General features: G+C 40.0%; 18 protein-coding genes. 6 read left to right on the top strand and 12 right to left on the bottom strand.

The window, feature by feature from the left end:
• Positions 1-25: 25 nt before the first annotated feature.
• Complete coding sequence (gene asnC / locus QL995_RS11230; protein WP_002958822.1) at positions 26-484, bottom strand: transcriptional regulator AsnC; 459 nt, start codon at positions 482-484, stop codon at positions 26-28.
• Between the two features lie 197 nt (positions 485-681).
• On the opposite strand from asnC, the gene asnA reads away from it, so the two are divergent.
• A complete protein-coding gene (gene asnA, locus QL995_RS11225; protein ID WP_101164414.1) occupies positions 682-1677 on the top strand; it encodes an aspartate--ammonia ligase in 996 nt (331 codons plus the stop codon).
• Between the two features lie 49 nt (positions 1678-1726).
• On the opposite strand, the gene QL995_RS11220 is transcribed toward asnA, so the two are convergent.
• The 5 genes from QL995_RS11220 to gmk form a co-directional block, all read right to left on the bottom strand.
• Positions 1727-3334 (bottom strand): FapA family protein, encoded by a 1608-nt coding sequence (locus tag QL995_RS11220; RefSeq protein WP_007580013.1) that lies wholly within the window; start codon positions 3332-3334, stop codon positions 1727-1729.
• 151 nt (positions 3335-3485) lie between these two features.
• Complete coding sequence (locus QL995_RS11215; RefSeq protein ID WP_007580015.1) at positions 3486-3878, bottom strand: RidA family protein; 393 nt, start codon at positions 3876-3878, stop codon at positions 3486-3488.
• Between the two features lie 12 nt (positions 3879-3890).
• Positions 3891-5996 carry a bifunctional GTP diphosphokinase/guanosine-3',5'-bis pyrophosphate 3'-pyrophosphohydrolase gene (gene spoT / locus QL995_RS11210; protein ID WP_007580016.1) on the bottom strand — a complete coding sequence of 702 codons (2106 nt, stop codon included), beginning with the start codon at positions 5994-5996 and terminating at the stop codon, positions 3891-3893.
• Between the two features lie 388 nt (positions 5997-6384).
• Positions 6385-6660: a DNA-directed RNA polymerase subunit omega gene (rpoZ, locus tag QL995_RS11205; RefSeq protein WP_007378835.1), complete on the bottom strand. Its 276-nt coding sequence runs from the start codon at positions 6658-6660 to the stop codon at positions 6385-6387.
• A 125-nt stretch (positions 6661-6785) separates the two neighbouring features.
• Positions 6786-7406 carry a guanylate kinase gene (gmk, locus tag QL995_RS11200; protein ID WP_290294180.1) on the bottom strand — a complete coding sequence of 207 codons (621 nt, stop codon included), beginning with the start codon at positions 7404-7406 and terminating at the stop codon, positions 6786-6788.
• 239 nt (positions 7407-7645) lie between these two features.
• Between gmk and QL995_RS11195 the strand changes: the two genes are divergently transcribed.
• Positions 7646-9121 carry an NAD(P)H-hydrate dehydratase gene (locus tag QL995_RS11195; protein ID WP_290294179.1) on the top strand — a complete coding sequence of 492 codons (1476 nt, stop codon included), beginning with the start codon at positions 7646-7648 and terminating at the stop codon, positions 9119-9121.
• A gap of 22 nt (positions 9122-9143) precedes the next feature.
• Here QL995_RS11195 and QL995_RS11190 read toward each other — a convergent pair whose 3' ends face one another.
• From QL995_RS11190 to QL995_RS11165, 6 genes are all read right to left on the bottom strand, one after another.
• Positions 9144-9590, bottom strand: coding sequence for a VOC family protein (locus QL995_RS11190; RefSeq protein ID WP_290294178.1), 447 nt, complete (start codon positions 9588-9590; stop codon positions 9144-9146).
• Between the two features lie 93 nt (positions 9591-9683).
• Positions 9684-9965, bottom strand: a complete 282-nt coding sequence (locus QL995_RS11185; protein WP_290294177.1) for a hypothetical protein — start codon at positions 9963-9965, stop codon at positions 9684-9686.
• Between the two features lie 139 nt (positions 9966-10104).
• A complete protein-coding gene (gene rnk, locus QL995_RS11180; protein ID WP_010555031.1) occupies positions 10105-10518 on the bottom strand; it encodes a nucleoside diphosphate kinase regulator in 414 nt (137 codons plus the stop codon).
• A 194-nt stretch (positions 10519-10712) separates the two neighbouring features.
• Complete coding sequence (gene groL, locus QL995_RS11175; protein ID WP_007580030.1) at positions 10713-12359, bottom strand: chaperonin GroEL; 1647 nt, start codon at positions 12357-12359, stop codon at positions 10713-10715.
• Between the two features lie 48 nt (positions 12360-12407).
• Positions 12408-12695, bottom strand: a complete 288-nt coding sequence (locus tag QL995_RS11170; RefSeq protein ID WP_007580032.1) for a co-chaperone GroES — start codon at positions 12693-12695, stop codon at positions 12408-12410.
• A 110-nt stretch (positions 12696-12805) separates the two neighbouring features.
• Positions 12806-13282: an FxsA family protein gene (locus QL995_RS11165; RefSeq protein ID WP_290294176.1), complete on the bottom strand. Its 477-nt coding sequence runs from the start codon at positions 13280-13282 to the stop codon at positions 12806-12808.
• 178 nt (positions 13283-13460) lie between these two features.
• On the opposite strand from QL995_RS11165, the gene cutA reads away from it, so the two are divergent.
• The 4 genes from cutA to accB all read left to right on the top strand — a co-directional run bounded on the left by cutA (position 13461) and on the right by accB (position 16794).
• Positions 13461-13781, top strand: a complete 321-nt coding sequence (gene cutA, locus QL995_RS11160) for a divalent-cation tolerance protein CutA (RefSeq protein WP_007580036.1) — start codon at positions 13461-13463, stop codon at positions 13779-13781.
• On the top strand, positions 13781-15616 hold the full coding sequence (locus tag QL995_RS11155) for a protein-disulfide reductase DsbD (RefSeq protein ID WP_290294175.1): 1836 nt from the start codon (positions 13781-13783) through the stop codon (positions 15614-15616). The genes cutA and QL995_RS11155 overlap by 1 nt, the downstream gene beginning before the upstream one ends.
• Positions 15617-15844: 228 nt before the next feature.
• Positions 15845-16297: a type II 3-dehydroquinate dehydratase gene (gene aroQ / locus QL995_RS11150; protein WP_007580040.1), complete on the top strand. Its 453-nt coding sequence runs from the start codon at positions 15845-15847 to the stop codon at positions 16295-16297.
• Between the two features lie 38 nt (positions 16298-16335).
• Positions 16336-16794 (top strand): acetyl-CoA carboxylase biotin carboxyl carrier protein, encoded by a 459-nt coding sequence (accB, locus tag QL995_RS11145; RefSeq protein ID WP_007580042.1) that lies wholly within the window; start codon positions 16336-16338, stop codon positions 16792-16794.
• Positions 16795-16805 lie beyond the last annotated feature (11 nt).

The raw sequence follows: 16805 nt of genomic DNA, 5'->3' as shown, positions 1-16805 counted from the left end.
CGGCAATTATACGAGATTTTTGCAGTTAAGGCATTACCGTACGGCTAATTGGGTTTTGTAGAGAAATAAGTGTTTCTGTTGACTGAATGGCTTCTATTGCCTGTATTTTATTAATCAGCACATCTTGTAAGTGATCAATGGACTTTGTCATTACCTTTATAAATATGCTGTAGTTACCTGTTGTGTAATAAGCCTCTACCACTTCCTCCAATGCTTCTAGCTTTATAAGCGTTTGCGGGTAATCACGTGCGTTATTTAAATTAATGCCTATAAAGCAGCATACATCGTAGCCTAGCTGTTTAGTATTAATCGTTAATTGGGTGCCTGTAATGATCCCTGCTTGCTTCATTTTTTCAATTCTTACGTGAATTGTCCCTGCGCTTACATTAAATCTTTTTGCTAATTCGGCATACGCAGTACGGGCATTTGCCATTAACGCATGAAGTATCTGTTTATCGAGATTATCGATTAAATAATTTTCCATTGTATTTTTCTCATGAAATTATCGAATATATGGTTTTTATACCACTTAATTGATGGTTTTTATATATTAAAGCTATTTTTGTTATGGGATGTTGAATTAATCCTTTAAATCGTTACATTAACTTCATTAAGGGCGTTAATTAGATCGCTTTTTATCAATTAAGCAAGTAACAATAACTGGGAATGAGGCCAATTATTATGAGTTCACACTATGTGCAGCAACAGCAGCAAATAAGTAAAGTTAAGCAATTTTTTTCACAACAACTAGAAACCCAACTTGGGCTGGTTGAGGTTCAAGCCCCAATTTTAGCTAAGGTTGGCGACGGCACGCAAGATAACTTGAGTGGACATGAAAACGCAGTTGCTGTAAATGTGAAAGCGATTACAGATAGCCGCTACGAAGTGGTGCATTCACTGGCTAAGTGGAAACGTAAAACACTGGCAACTTATGGCTTTAGTGTTGGTGAGGGTATTTACACTCAAATGAAGGCTTTGCGCCCAGATGAAGATTCATTAAGTCCTATTCATTCTGTATATGTTGATCAGTGGGATTGGGAAAAAGTAATTAGCGAAACGACAGAGCGTTCGCTGGCAACACTAAAGCAAACTGTTCAATCTATTTATAAAGGGATAAAAGAGACGGAAGCTTTTGTAAGAGAGTCTTATGGCTTAACGCCTTTTTTACCGGACGATATTAAGTTTGTGCACAGTGAAGAGCTACGTAAAATGTATCCTGACTTTAGTGCTAAGCAACGCGAAAAAGCCATTGCACAAGAATATGGTGCTGTATTTTTGATTGGTATTGGTGGCGCGCTTGGAGATGGTAAAATTCATGATGTAAGAGCCCCAGATTACGATGATTGGTCTACGCCAACATGCGATCAATATATGGGTTTAAATGGTGATATTTTAGTATGGAACCCAGTACTTGAAGATGCATTTGAAATATCATCAATGGGTATACGTGTAAGCCCTGAGGTTTTAAAAGCGCAGTTAAGTACAACTGGAGATGAAGACCGCTTAGAGTTTGATTGGCATAAAGCGCTACTACAAAGTAAATTTCCGCAAACGATTGGCGGTGGAATAGGGCAGTCTCGCTTGGCTATGCTATTGCTACAAAAGCAGCATATTGGCCAAGTACAAGTGGGTGTATGGCCAAGTCAAACTTATGATACGGTAAGTGGCTTACTTTAAATTGTAAAAAAGTGAGTTAATTTGAGTGCTCAATAGAGCACTCAATTTTTTAGTGTGTTTTAAACTCTATTTCAATTTTATTATTTAAAAGTTTAACGTTGCACGGAGGGTAATTGCGGATTGTTTTAAGTACTTTATCAAAAATATGAATCTCTACACCTGAATGCAAAACAGAATTCACCGTTAAATTAGCGTCGCTAAGTAAATCGTGTAAGTCGTGATCTAAGTTTGAAAGACGTTTTTCTAATAGCTCTGCTTGCTCACAGTAATGTTTCTGAGTAGCTCCAATTTTAGTAATTAATATTTTCTTCTTTTCGGCATCCTTCACTAAATCAGTTTTTTCTAGCGCTGCTTGCAGCGTATCTAATTGTGCATCTGTTTTAGCTAAGTCTTTAAAGCAATTATCAGTATCCGCTGTTATTTCAGCGCCAGAAGCCGCTAGGTTAATAATCATTTTAGCGCCTGATTCATTCCCTATTTCGCCAGCAATGAGAGTTGTTGCATCAAGTATTTCACCACCAAATATTTTACCCTTAGGTAAGTCTGATTGACCAACTTGCAGTAAGCGCTTAGCTTTTATTACACAATGGCTTGTTTGGCGATCAATAAAAATATTATTTGCATCGAGGTAACAATACTGCGAGTGAGATACATGAATATCACCTAGCGCAATTAGCTTGCAAGAAAGTGACTTACTATCCATTTTTTGATGGCCAATAATGCCTTGTTTAACCGTGATGTTTCCTCCTGCGGTAAGCTCACCTGATTCAACCGTGCCAAATATAGTAATATCGCCTTTGGCAGTTACTTTCATCCCAGGGTCTATATTGCGAGTAACAATAACACTGCCTTGAAAGTCAATATGGCCGCTTTTTACATTTACATCTGAAATGGTAAAAATATCGTCGACACGCATACCATTATTAATTTCAACCGGAACACCAGCAATAGTAGAGACTAACTCAAGCGGATTCATTTTTGATATTTCAGTGCCTTCGCCTGCCACTAATTGTTTATTTTCTCCGGGCTTTGCGGGCAGTATGTCACCTATTACGGTAAAGCCTTCTTTACCGGGAGTTGCTGGTTGCTGGCGAATAAGTACAGAGCCAGGTTCTACGCTTGCAAGCTTGCCAAAATCGCGCATGTCCACACTGCCATCTTCTTTGAGCTTGGGCGCTTTTAAACGGTCTTTTAAAGTCTCTACGGTTGTTATTAGTTTAGTGGCTAAACCATCGCTTGGGAGCCTACCTTTAGCTAATATCCCCTTAACGACAGATCCCGCAGAGTGTTCAGATTGTTTTTGTAGCAGCTGTTCTAAAAAAGCTTGTTTATACCCACGCACAATGCCTGCTTTAACGAGTTGTTTTTTTGCATCTTCTAAGCTTAATAACTTTCCACCTTGGGCAAGCGTTAGCTCGCCTATGGCCAGCATTTTATCGTCGCTAATTGTTACATTTAAAGTGGCATTGTGTTTTGTTGCTACAACGAGAGTTTGTTGTGTGTTTTCGTTTTTAAAAAAATCATTAATAGCGTCATGATCTATTTTACAGTCGCAAAAAGCTGACTTTTCGAGAGCCTCTAAAATAAATGCAGCGCTGGGAGGAATATGTTCTTTTACATCAAGTAAAACATTTCCATTGTTGGCAAGCTTAAACACGAGTTAATCCTTTTTTACTACTTAAGTTAAGTTTGTTTTTTAAAACACAACTACAGATTGCTAGAAATTTACATTTGAGTCAAGAAGTCAGATAAAACGAAGTGTGGAGTGAAAAATAAAGGCTATAGAGAAGCTCTATAGCCTGTAATACTTAATTGGTAGAAGGTAATTCCATTATTCCGTCTATTTCAACTTGTGCACCTTTTGGTAGTGCACGAACACCTAATGCAGCTCTAGCTGGGTAAGGTTGTTTAAAGTATTGGCTCATCACTTCATTTACTGTGGCGAAGTTAGATAGATCAGTTAGGTAAATATTGATTTTAACTAAATCGTGAATTTTTCCGCCTGCTTCTTCACATACCGCAGCAATATTTTTAAATACTTGATGCGTTTGCTCGCTAAAATCTTCTGAAATCATTTCCATCGTTTCTGGAACTAATGGAATTTGACCAGATAAATAAACAGCGGTACCTACTTTAACTGCTTGGCTGTAAGTGCCAATAGCTGCAGGTGCTTTGTCGGTAGAGATAAATGCTTTATTCATGTGTTTCCTATTTTATTTTTTACGATAGACTTTTTGTACATCAGGCATAACGCGAATGCGGCGCATAATGTTAGCAACGTGGATACGGTTTTTAACGGTAACCCCTAAATCTATCACGTATAAATTACTTTCTTTTTCATCGGTGGCAATTTCGACAATATTGGCTTGGGTTGTAGCGACAACATTGGTTAGCTTAGCTAACGCGCCTTGATGGTTAATAATTTCAACTCTCAGAGCTGCAATATATTCTTTTTCTGGGTTATCGTCCCATTTTACAACTAAGTATTTAGAACGCTCATTTTCCCAACCACGAATATTTTTACATTCTTGGCGGTGAACGGTCAGGCCCTTACCTTGGCTTATATGAGCCGTAATGGCATCGCCTGGTACAGGTCGGCAACACTTAGAGTAATTCACTAACATGCCTTCAGTACCAATAATGGTCGCTTTAGCTTGGCTTGTTATATCAGTTAAATCGTCATTGTCATTTTGCAATAAGCGCTTGGCAATTAACATACTCATTAAGTTACCAGAGCCAATTTCTACAAGTAATTCAAGAAGCGTAGTTAGTTCGTGCTCTTCAAGTACTCTCGCTATATTTTCATCAGCAATGCTATCTAGTTTGTTTTCGCCTAATGCCGAATCAAGTAAACGACGTCCTAAAAGCATAGCCTCTTCATGATGCTGGCTTCTAAGGTAATTACGAACACCTAAGCGTGCTTTACCAGTAACAATAAAGTTTAGCCATGTTGCATTAGGGTGGGCACCTGAGCTTGTTATTATCTCTATGGTTTGCCCTGTATCTAATGGCCTACTTAAAGGATGTGGCTTGCGATTAACGCGAGCGCCTACACAAGTGTTGCCTACATCAGTATGAACCGCATACGCAAAATCGACTGCGGTAGCGCCCATTGGTAGCTCAACAATACGACCATCAGGTGTAAATACGTAAATTTCTTCTGGGAATAGCTCAGTTTTTACGTTTTCAATAAATTCAAACGATGAACCCGCACTTTGCTGAAGCTCTAATAAGCTTTGCATCCATTGGCGAGCACGTTGCTGCGAAGTATTACCGGCACCATCACCTGATTTTTTATACATCCAGTGCGCCGCTACACCTTTGTCGGCCATCTGATCCATATCGTGAGTACGAATTTGAATCTCAACAGGTATTCCGTGTGGGCCAACTAATGAAGTATGAAGCGATTGGTAACCATTAGTTTTTGGTACAGCAATATAATCTTTAAAGCGTGTTTCTATAGGCTTATAAAGACTATGAGCCACACCTAATACGCGATAACACGTATCCATAGAATCAACTGCAATTCTAAACGCGTAAATATCCATAACTTCGTTAAATAGCAGTTCTTTATTAAGCATTTTTTTATAAATACTATATAAATGTTTCTCACGGCCTGACACAGTCGCTTTAATGCCTGATTCTTCAAGACGTGCTTCTATTTCATGTTGGATATTAGTGATAACTTCTTTGCGATTACCACGTGCTTTAGCTACTTCAGATTTAAGTGCGCGATGACGCATAGGATATAAAGCTTGAAAACCTAAGTCTTCAAGCTCATTTTTAATATCGTGAATACCTAAGCGGTTTGCTATTGGCGCGTAAATCTCAAGCGTTTCACGTGCTATTCTGCGGCGCTTATCTGGGCGCAGTGCCCCTAAAGTACGCATATTGTGCGTTCTATCAGCAAGCTTGATTAAAATAACTCGAATATCCTGAGTCATTGCCATAATCATTTTGCGGTAGTTTTCAGCTTGGAATTCTTTTTTATCTTTAAAGCTGAGCTTATCGAGCTTACTTACACCTTCAACGAGTTCTGCCACAGTTTCGCCAAAAATTTCGGCTAAATCTTGTTGGCTAAAATCAGTATCTTCAATTACATCATGCATTAGCGCGGCCATGAGCGTTTCATGGTCAAGATGCATGCCTGCAAGAATTTGGGTTACTTCTACTGGATGAGTTATGTAAGGTTCGCCACTTGAGCGAGTTTGTCCTTCATGGGCCTCTCGGGCTACCACGTAAGATTTTTGAACCAGCTCTACATCAGCAGCGGGCAAGTATTCTGAAATTTTCTTTTTAAGACCTTCAAAAAGATACATTCACACTCCAATGTTCTAGGGCCTGTTGACCTTTCAGGATTAAAATTTGTTCAATCTAGGGGCGATTTAATCGCGGCGCGAGGTTTTTAGCCTAGCGGGCTAAGTAAAAATCGAGCAACAAAGAGTAAATTGCCCCTAGGCAGAACCCTTTGGGCAGCGCATGTTTTGCATTTATGCTGCGTTATCGCCTATTTATGGGAAATAACCACACTACATAGACTCTGCCTTGCCTAAATACCAAGCATACTGCTGCAAATTTAACCTCGAAAGATAAACAGGCCCTAGTGAAGCAAATTAGGTAAGCTACGAATATACGATGAAATGAAAGGATTGCCAACGGCTATAGTAGAAATACTGCGCCGTTGGCTAAATCAGACCGGGAGGTCGATTATTGGTTGCCACCAACAATGGCAGCAACAGCAGCTAATTCTGCTGCTTCTTGGTGTTGTTGTTCTTCACGGTCAATTAAGTCCATTGAAGCGCTATCAACTAAACCTAATTCAATTTCACGTAAAGCAACTACCGTTGGCTTATCGTTTTCAGGGTCTACTAGTGGAGTTTTACCACCAACAGCAATTTGGCGGGCACGACGAGCCGCAACTAAAATTAAGTCAAAACGATTACCAACTGCATCTACTGCATCTTCAACTGTTACGCGGGCCATCACAGCACTCCAAAAATAATTTAAAAGCAAAGACGTAGTTTACTCCAAGGAGCCACTTTCGCCAATAGCCAGTGTTCAATTTTTATCAGTTTTACTTGCCTAAGCCTAATTTAAGTAGGCTTAAATTATTTAAGCAGACTATTTAGTAAAACTTGATGACGATCTTCTTGCGCTTTTAGTGTTAAGCGCTGAGCCATTACAATCATTTCTATGTCGGCAAGTGCGTCCTCAAAGTCATCATTAACAATTACAAAGTCGTATTCGTTATAATGTGATGTTTCAGATTGTGCTTTTGCCATACGAGAGGCAATAACCTCTGCCGAATCTTGGCCACGGTTATTTAAGCGTTGTTCTAACTCTTCTTTTGAAGGCGGTAGAATAAAAATAGTTTGTACGCTTGGCATAATTTTGCGGACTTGCTGAGCGCCTTGCCAATCAATATCTAAAAACACATCAATACCCGCATCAAGTTGCGACTCAATAGCCTGCTTTGATGTGCCGTAGTAATTGTCAAACACTTGGGCCCATTCAAAAAAGTCATCTTTGGCAATAAGCGCTTTAAACTCATCTGTAGATGCAAAGTGATAATGCACACCATTTTCTTCGCCTGGGCGAGGGGCGCGAGTTGTATGTGATACAGATACTTTCATGTCAGCGTGTTTTTTTAATAACGCATTGATTAAGCTTGATTTACCAGCACCTGAAGGGGCTGATAAAATAAATAAGTTACCGCGATTTTGTGCCATGCTTTTCTCTACCTAAAAATAAACAGGCTTGGATTACAAGTAAACCAAGCCTTTAATTAACTGCATTGTACTTTAATTAGCTCACCTTGCTCAAGTTAGACGTGCTCAAGTGAGCCATGCCCAAATTGAAGTGGCAGTGTTAGACTTTAAATAAAATTGCAATTTAAAATTGCCAACAGAACTAGCCGCTAGATATAAGTATTTGATAAGGTGAAGTATCACCTATTAAAGGAGCCTTTATGCTTAATAAAACCTTATTTACCGCACAACAAGTAAGAGATAATGAAGCTTTAGCGGCTAAAAATAGTCATTGCGATTTATTTACCCTAATGCAGCGAGCAGGCGAGGCTGTATATAAGCAATGGCAGTTATTTGATGCACAGCATACATTAGTTATTGTTGGCCATGGTAACAACGCTGGAGACGGTTACGTTGTAGCTAGGCTTATTATGCAATCAGGTAAAAAGGTAACAGTATGCGCTGCTGAACCCGAAAAAACATTAAAAGGTGATGCTGCAAAAGCGAAGCAGCTATGGATAGAAGCGGGTGGGGTGGTTTCTCATTTTACAAAAGATGCTCTTAATGAGTGCGATATCGTTATTGATGCGCTCCTTGGTACTGGGCTTAATAGCGCCGTACGCGATAATTTTGCGAATATAATTAACGCTGTAAATAACAGTGATAAGCCCGTAATAAGCATTGATATACCGTCAGGCATTGAAGCAAATACAGGACAGCCTTTAGGGTGCGCAGTACAAGCGACTTCAACCGTTACTTTTGTAGGTATAAAGCAAGGGCTCACAACGACGGCAGGTAAACAATATAGCGGTAAGTTAGTATTTGATGATTTAGCAATTGGTGATGCGTTTACTTGTATCACTCAATCTTCAGGAACCCTTGTTAATATCAATAGCTTTAAAGGAATAGCCACGCGGGCAATCAATAGTCACAAAGGAAGCCACGGTAAACTTTTATGTGTTGGTGGCAATCAAGGTACTGCAGGTGCAATTAGGTTAAGTAGTGAAGCAGCTCTCAGAACGGGTGCTGGCATGGTAAGAGTGTATACACACGAAAGCTCAATAACGCCTATTAGTATTGGCAGACCAGAACTTATGGTAAGCAGTAATAACTTACATCAAGCGCTAGAGTGGGCAAGCTGCATTGTTATTGGCCCAGGGCTTGGGCAAGACGAGTGGGCACAACAAACATTCGATGAAGTAATGCAATATTGCCAAAACAATAAAATGCCATTGGTTATAGATGCAGATGCCCTTAATTTACTGGCTAAGCAAGCTTCATCATACACGTTAGAGCAATGCGTACTTACTCCACATCCCGGCGAAGCTTCGCGACTGCTAAGTGTTAGCACCAGCGAAATCGAATCTGATCGTTTTAACTATGCTCGTCTTTGCTCCAAGCGCTATACCGCGACTTGTGTATTAAAAGGCGCGGGAACATTAATAGATAATGCCCAGCAAACGTGGGTATGTGAAGATGGCAACCCGGCATTGGCCGTTGGCGGCAGTGGCGATGTACTTACTGGTATTATTGGTGCCTTACTTGCTCAAGGTTTAACTATTGATGAAGCAGCACGCTATGGTGTAATACTGCATGCTAAAGCCGGTGATATCGCAAGTGAGCGAGACGGGCAAAGGGGAATGCTACCCAGTGATTTATTCGCAATTGTAAGAGAGTTAGTTAATAAAGTGACGTGAGTTTAAGCGTCACTTTATCTTGCTAATTATTAAGCTGTAGTAGATCCCATTTTGTACCATACAAGTCTTCAAAAACCGCTACGGTGCCATAGGGTTCTACTCTAGGCTCTTCGTTAAATGTAACGCCTTTAAAAAGCATTAAATTATAATCTCGCCAAAAGTCATCGGTATGCAAAAATAAAAACACGCGACCACCCGTTTGATTACCAATAGCACTCATCTGTTCGGGCGTTGTGGCTTTAGCAAGCAGTAGATTAGTCCTGCTCGAATTAGTCCCATTTGAACAAGTCCCGTTTGAACTAGCCCCGTTTGAATTTGGAGGTGAAATTAACACCCAGCGTTTACCCTCTCCTAAATCAGTATCCTCAACTAATTCAAAATTTAGCTTTTGAGTATAAAACTCAATGGCATCGTCGTAGTCCTTAACAACTAATGCAATGCTGCCAATATGCTGTTGAACGTTAGTCATGTTTAGCTCACTCCGTACTATTAAATAAATGTGCTTTTTATCATATTCAGTAAGCGATCAAGTAGGGTATATGCTCGCAGTATGTAGTGTGAATTAACTTGCGAGTTCGTCTTCATCATCGGGTGGATCACCTGAGTCTTCTTTGCGTTTTCTTTGTTCTTGTTTTGCTTTTTGTACATTTTCGTATGTAGGCGGTGGGATAGGAATAATAGAAATAAGCGGAAAGAATGCTAAAAATAAATAAGCCCCCTTAGACATACTTTTACCCCACGTGACCATTTTGAGCATAATCCAAACTACGAATAAGAATAACCCAGTCACAAGGGCAACAAAAATAAAGAAGGTGAATATTGTGTTATTACTTAATAAATCCATTTAATATAAACCTGAGTTATACGTAACTTAGATGTGGGTATAAATTAAACAATATCAATCTGCTTTATAATAAAAAGCAAAACCCAGCCGAGGCTGGGTTTACTTTAAATCGATTTTTAGTACTAAGTGCATAAAGTGTTTATCTGTGTAATTCACCAGCACGTTCTGGTTGATAGGTTACTTCTTTTATTTTTACCTTTATTAAGCCGCCACTCGGTTTAGGCCACTCAATTTCGTCGCCTTGGTTTAGCCCAAGTAATGCGCTACCTACAGGTGATAATATCGATATTTTATCGCCGCTAGAGTCACTGTTCTTTGGGTACACCAAGGTTAACGTAAATTCTTCTTTAGAAGACTCAACAATAAAGTTTACAGTTGAGTTCATCGTTACAACTGACGATGGCATATCTTTAGGTTCGACTATTGTTGCTCGTGCCAGTTCAGCTTCCAATTCTTCTTTATTAGCAAAGCTACCTGCAGGCAATGATTCCATTAAGTCATACAATCTATCTGCATCGAGTGATGAGATGATCAGTTCAGGTTTTTTATTCATCTTAATATCCTTAATAATTTTTAATAAATAAAATTAACTCTGAGTATGGCTTGGCATGCATTTAAGAAGCAAAGGGATACGCGAAGTCATTTTATTAATTAGCCACACCTGTGGCTTTTACTTTATTTGTGCCCAATAGCTAAAAACCCAGCCGAAGCTGGGTTTTTATTTGAGCTAGGTGTTTAGGGGATGATTTACATCATTCCGCCCATACCACCCATTCCGCCCATGCCACCCATATCAGCGCCACCAGCTTCATCTTTTGGGATTTCAGCTACCATTGCTTCAGTAGTGATCATTAGACCCGCAATAGACCCTGCAAACTGTAATGCAGAGCGTGTTACTTTAGTTGGATCTAGGATACCCATTTCAATCATGTCGTTGTATTCGCCAGTTGCTGCGTTGTAACCAAAGTTACCGTCGCCGCCTTTAACTGCGTTAATTACAACTGATGCTTCTTCGCCAGCGTTAGTTACGATTTGACGAAGTGGTGCTTCCATTGCACGAAGTGCAACTTTAATACCGTGGTTTTGATCTTCGTTGTCGCCAACTAAATCTACCAGCTTGCTAGCTGCACGTACAAGTGCAACGCCGCCGCCAGGTACTACGCCTTCTTCAACCGCTGCACGAGTTGCATTTAATGCATCTTCAACGCGGTCTTTTTTCTCTTTCATTTCCATTTCAGTAGCAGCACCTACTTTGATTACTGCAACACCGCCAGCTAGTTTAGCCATGCGCTCTTGTAGTTTCTCTTTATCGTAGTCTGATGTTGCTTCTTCGATTTGTGCTTTAATTTGTGAAACACGACCGCTAATACCCGCTTCTTCACCAGCACCATCAATGATTGTTGTATCATCTTTAGTGATAATTACGCGCTTAGCTGTACCTAGGTCTTCAACTGTTGCTTTTTCAAGCTCTAAGCCGATTTCTTCAGAAATAACAGTACCGCCAGTTAATACAGCGATATCTTGTAGCATTGCTTTACGACGGTCGCCAAAACCAGGTGCTTTAACTGCTGATACTTTAACAATACCGCGCATGTTATTAACTACTAATGTAGCTAGTGCTTCGCCTTCAAGGTCTTCTGCGATGATTAGTAGTGGTTTGCTTGCTTTAGCAACCGCTTCTAATGTTGGTAATAATTCGCGGATGTTAGATATTTTTTTATCTACAAGTAGAATAAATGGGTTATCTAGTTCAACAGTGCCTTTTTCTGGGCTGTTGATGAAGTAAGGAGATAAGTAACCACGGTCAAACTGCATGCCTTCAACAACATCTAGTTCGTTTTCAAGTGATTGACCTTCTTCTACAGTAATAACACCACTGTTACGGCCTACTTTTTCCATTGCTTGTGCAATGATGTCGCCAATCTCTTTATCAGAGTTAGCTGAAATAGTACCTACTTGTGCAATTGCTTTAGTATCAGAACAAGGAACAGATAACGCTTTAAGCTCTGCAACAGCAGCAATAACTGCTTTGTCGATGCCGCGCTTAAGATCCATTGGGTTCATACCCGCTGCAACAGCTTTAAGGCCTTCATTAACAATAGACTGTGCAAGTACTGTAGCGGTAGTTGTACCATCGCCGGCTGCATCATTTGCTTTAGATGCAACTTCTTTAACCATTTGTGCGCCCATGTTCTCAAACTTGTCTTCAAGTTCGATTTCTTTTGCTACAGATACACCATCTTTAGTGATAACTGGTGAGCCAAATGATTTATCTAGTACAACGTTACGGCCTTTAGGACCTAATGTAACTTTTACTGCGTTTGCCAGGATGTTTACGCCAGTTAGCATTTTAGCGCGTGCGTCACCTGCAAAAAGTACTTCTTTTGCTGCCATGTTTTAAATTCCTCTAAATTCTTAAATGTTTATAAACGAAAAGTAGGTTTAGCCTACAATGCCTAAAATATTATCTTCACGCATGATCAGGTACTCTTGACCTTCGATCTTTTCAACTTTTTCAACATATGAGCCAAATAACACAGTGTCACCGGCTTTAACTTCTAACGCTCTCACGTCACCGTTTTCTAAAACGCGACCATTACCTACGGCTACAACTTCTCCGCGAGTTGATTTTTCAGCTGCAGAGCCAGTTAATACAATACCGCCAGCAGATTTTGTTTCTTCTTCTAGACGTTTAACGATTACGCGATCTTGTAAAGGACGAATGTTCATGTTTTTTAGTTCTCCTAACAGTTTCTGAACAGTACAGAAAAAAGCTTTTCTAATTTGCATTCATTAATGGGGGTAGAGTGAAAAATTCCAAGAGAAAAAACGATAAATTTTTAATCTTTTCTCTCATATTCACCATCAATAGTAGTTGGTCGTTCCATTTGCCCTTGCTCTCGTTCAGCATGTTGCTGCCCAGCAAACGGCGATGGCCCTTGTTGCATGCCTGCGCTCATTCTAACAGTTGCTTGGCTAGCAAGGCCTGCAGCCAATTTGTTACGAATTGCAGGGGTTAATAATAGTAGCCCAAATACGTCAGTCATAATGCCAGGAGTAAGGAGTAATACACCTGCAATTACAACGCATATTCCGGTAAATAATTCTTTGGCTGGCATTTGCCCTTGCGCCATTTGCGCTTGTACGTTTTGCAGCGCACCCATACCTTGTGTTTTAACCATTTTGGCACCTAAAATCGCAGTAACAACAACAAGTGCAATTGTTGCAAATCCGCCAATCACGTCGCTTACTTGAATCAGCAAAGCGATTTCGATAATAGGGATGAGAATAAACAACACAAATAAAAATCTAAACATAGCGCTCTCTAAATAATGACACTCAAAAGAGTTGATGAAATATAAATGAGGGTGACGAGGTCTCTTTTCAAGGTTAGGGCATAGGTATCGTCATTTTACTGATATTTTAGCGTCTACACATTGTATCGGCTATCAGATACTATGATGATAGACACTGTCCAATAAGTATAGGTTCATAATGACTACGCATTTTAAAATGATTTTTACGACCTGCAAAGACGAAGCAGAAGCACGCACACTTGCAAGGGCGTTGGTAGAAAAAAAACTAGCTGCTTGTGTAAATATTTTACCTAACATGGGCTCTATTTATATGTGGGAAGGCGAAGTTGCAGAAGCAACTGAGGCTAAGCTACTTATAAAAACGAAATCAGATAAAATGAACGATGTGTTTCTAACAATAAAAGAGTTACATAGCTACGAAGTGCCAGAGATTCAGGTTTTAGAAGTTTCTACGGGAAATTTGGCGTATTTTAATTGGATGGACGAGGTACTGAATTAATGCGTTTTTTCTTTTTATTGTTGGTTACATTATTAACCGTACCTGTAAAGGCTGCGACTAATAATGTGCTTGGTGATCTACTTGGGCCTCCTCAACACACTTTTTTACCTGTAGACCAAGCGTTTGTATTTGACTTTGATCAGCAAGGCAGCACCTTGTTTGTAGGTTGGGATATAGCACCAGACTATTATTTATATAAAAAGAAAATAGAAATCATTGCCAAGGGTGCAAACATCCAAGTAGGTGACTCTGGTAGTGGCGAAATTATTGAAGATGAATTTTTTGGTAAAACAGAAGTCTTTTTTAATACCGCGAGCGTTGTTAGTAAGTTAAGTAATATCACTGAGGGAGCGGTTGTTAAAGTTCGCTATCAGGGCTGTGCAAAAGCAGGGCTTTGTTATCCACCAGAAGTGATTAGCATTCCACTTAGTGTAATTAGTGGCGCACAGATTAAAAATGTAGATCAAAATAGCGCTACCGATGAAGCGGCAACAGCGCAAAGTACATTTGCAGCACTTAACGATCCAGCAGCTGAACCTACAACAAATTCGGATGACACCGAAAAAGAACTGACTTTTACTGAGCAATTAGCCAGTCAGAGCTTAATAACTAATTTACTCATATTTTTTGCTGTTGGTGTAGGCCTTGCTTTTACGCCATGCGTATTTCCAATGTTTCCTATTTTGTCGAGCTTAATTGCGGGTCAGCAAAACCTTTCAACTAAAAAAGCGTTTGCGTTGTCGTTTGTATATATACAAGGTATGGCAGTTACCTATGCAGCGCTTGGCTTAGTTGTTGCTGCGCTTGGTGGGCAAGTGCAGGGGTATTTACAGCATCCATTTGTGTTAATCAGCTTTAGTTTATTATTTGTATTATTGGCTATGTCGATGTTTGGTTGGTACGAAATTAAACTGCCAAGCAGTATGATGAGCAAGCTAACCCAAGTAAGTAACAACCAAAAAGGCGGCAACTACGTTGGCGTATTTTTAATGGGTGTACTTTCGGGCTTAATAGCATCACCTTGTACTACTGCGCCACTGTCGGCGGCGCTCTTATTTGTAGCGCAAAGTGGTGATTACTTAGTAGGTGGTTTAACTCTGTACGTGCTCAGTTTGGGTATGGGATTGCCATTGTTATTACTTGGTACATCTGGCGGTAAATTGCTGCCTAAAGCGGGTGGTTGGATGGAGCAAGTTAAAACCTTGTTTGGTTTTGTGATGCTCGTTGTGCCGCTTATATTACTTGAGCGACTAATCAGCGCCGACATTATATTATTAATGGCAGGTGTGCTTGCATTAGCAACAGCACTGTACTTACATCATTGGCAAAGTAGCCAAACACAAAGCAAGTTAAAAACTGCATTATGGTTTGCTGCAACTCTATTAGTTATTACAGGCTTTACGTTAACTAAAAACTACCTTTGGCCGGTACAAGTACAAACAGTACAGGTAAGCTCACAAAATAATGAGTTTAAACAGGTTGCTGATTTAGCAGAATTAAAAGAAGCAGTTGCACAAGCAAACGACGAAGGTCGAATGGTTATGGTCGATTTATATGCCGACTGGTGTGTGGCGTGTAAAGAGTTTGAACATTACACCTTTCCAGATGCCAAAGTGCAAAATGAGTTTAGCCACTATCAGCTTATTCAAATTGATTTAACTGAGAGTGATAATAAAACAATTGAGCTAATGGAAGAGTACACGGTGTTTGGTTTACCTAGTATTTTGTTTTTTAATACTCAAGGACAAGAGCTTAGTACGCAGCGCGTAACGGGCTTTTTAAATGCTGAGGACTTTGCTAAACACCTAGCAGTTGTGCGCGCCAGCGCACAATAATAGTGCAATAGTGCCACTTGAATTGACTAAGTGGCACCTTCTTAATTCTTCTTATATTTGTACCCTCGACACTGATAAGACCAGTATTTTGCTGCTATTTACGTCGAAATCACTATAATAGTTGGTTAACGTGAGAAATTGTTGCTACATTGCTTTTTCTGCTTACTTAAAAGTGAAAAACTAGTTAGTAACCGCTTAACTCATTACTTATAGGATATATCGCGTATTATGGCTGCAAAATTTAACCTTTTAGTTATAAATGGTCCAAATTTAAACATGCTTGGTAAACGTGAACCGGATAAATACGGTTTTCAGACGCTGAGTGAGATTATGGAGGAGCTAACCAGTGCTGCTAATAGTCTAGATGTTGAGTTAACGCATTTTCAAAGTAATAGTGAGCAAGCACTCATCGAACGAATTCACGATGCTTGGCAAGCGGTTGATTACATAATTATCAACCCAGCTGCATTTACGCATACTAGCGTCGCATTACGTGATGCACTGTTGAGTGTTGATATTCCGTTTTTTGAGGTGCACTTAAGTAATGTGCACGCACGTGAAGCCTTTCGTCATCATTCGTATTTTTCTGATGTGGCACAAGGCGTGATATGTGGATTAGGCGCAATGGGTTATCACGCAGCATTGAATGCCGCTGTGAGCCGGTTGCAAAGCGCAATTTAATTTTAAATTAACACACAAACAAATAGGCGGGTCGTGTAATGGATATTCGCAAGATAAAGAAGCTTATCGAATTAGTAGAAGAATCAGGTATTGCTGAGCTAGAAATCACTGAAGGTGAAGAATCAGTACGTATTAACCGTAACAACATGAGCGCAGGCCCTGGTTACCCGCAATTTGCTCCACAGCAATATGCACCAGCGCCAGCAGCACCAGTTGCAGCGGCTCCTGTAGCTGTTGAAGCAGCAGCACCAGCTGAGCCTACGGGTCATCAAGTTAAATCACCAATGGTTGGTTCTTTTTACTCAGCTGCGTCTCCTGAAGCTCCAGCATATGTAGAAGTTGGTCAGCAAGTTAAAGTTGGCGATACACTTTGTATTATCGAAGCTATGAAAATGATGAACCAAATTGAATCAGATAAAGCCGGTACAGTAAGAGCTATCTTAGCTGAAAATGGCGAGCCAATAGAATTTGATCAACCTCTATTCATCATTGAATAATAGCGTAACCT

This window comes from Pseudoalteromonas sp. APC 3358, from assembly GCF_030408075.1.
Lineage (GTDB): Bacteria > Pseudomonadota > Gammaproteobacteria > Enterobacterales > Alteromonadaceae > Pseudoalteromonas > Pseudoalteromonas arctica.
Note: the sequence above shows the minus strand (reverse complement) of the source record. Positions and strands in the feature narration are given on the sequence as shown.

Excerpts from the sequence above, each read along its gene's own strand:
- asnC (WP_002958822.1), bottom strand. The coding sequence starts at position 484 with ATGGAAAATTATTTAATCGATAATCTCGATAAACAGATACTTCATGCG.
- asnA (WP_101164414.1), top strand. The coding sequence starts at position 682 with ATGAGTTCACACTATGTGCAGCAACAGCAGCAAATAAGTAAAGTTAAG.
- QL995_RS11215 (WP_007580015.1), bottom strand. The coding sequence starts at position 3,878 with ATGAATAAAGCATTTATCTCTACCGACAAAGCACCTGCAGCTATTGGC.
- spoT (WP_007580016.1), bottom strand. The coding sequence starts at position 5,996 with ATGTATCTTTTTGAAGGTCTTAAAAAGAAAATTTCAGAATACTTGCCC.
- rpoZ (WP_007378835.1), bottom strand. The coding sequence starts at position 6,660 with ATGGCCCGCGTAACAGTTGAAGATGCAGTAGATGCAGTTGGTAATCGT.
- gmk (WP_290294180.1), bottom strand. The coding sequence starts at position 7,406 with ATGGCACAAAATCGCGGTAACTTATTTATTTTATCAGCCCCTTCAGGT.
- QL995_RS11195 (WP_290294179.1), top strand. The coding sequence starts at position 7,646 with ATGCTTAATAAAACCTTATTTACCGCACAACAAGTAAGAGATAATGAA.
- QL995_RS11190 (WP_290294178.1), bottom strand. The coding sequence starts at position 9,590 with ATGACTAACGTTCAACAGCATATTGGCAGCATTGCATTAGTTGTTAAG.
- QL995_RS11185 (WP_290294177.1), bottom strand. The coding sequence starts at position 9,965 with ATGGATTTATTAAGTAATAACACAATATTCACCTTCTTTATTTTTGTT.
- rnk (WP_010555031.1), bottom strand. The coding sequence starts at position 10,518 with ATGAATAAAAAACCTGAACTGATCATCTCATCACTCGATGCAGATAGA.
- groL (WP_007580030.1), bottom strand. The coding sequence starts at position 12,359 with ATGGCAGCAAAAGAAGTACTTTTTGCAGGTGACGCACGCGCTAAAATG.
- QL995_RS11170 (WP_007580032.1), bottom strand. The coding sequence starts at position 12,695 with ATGAACATTCGTCCTTTACAAGATCGCGTAATCGTTAAACGTCTAGAA.
- QL995_RS11165 (WP_290294176.1), bottom strand. The coding sequence starts at position 13,282 with ATGTTTAGATTTTTATTTGTGTTGTTTATTCTCATCCCTATTATCGAA.
- cutA (WP_007580036.1), top strand. The coding sequence starts at position 13,461 with ATGACTACGCATTTTAAAATGATTTTTACGACCTGCAAAGACGAAGCA.
- QL995_RS11155 (WP_290294175.1), top strand. The coding sequence starts at position 13,781 with ATGCGTTTTTTCTTTTTATTGTTGGTTACATTATTAACCGTACCTGTA.
- aroQ (WP_007580040.1), top strand. The coding sequence starts at position 15,845 with ATGGCTGCAAAATTTAACCTTTTAGTTATAAATGGTCCAAATTTAAAC.
- accB (WP_007580042.1), top strand. The coding sequence starts at position 16,336 with ATGGATATTCGCAAGATAAAGAAGCTTATCGAATTAGTAGAAGAATCA.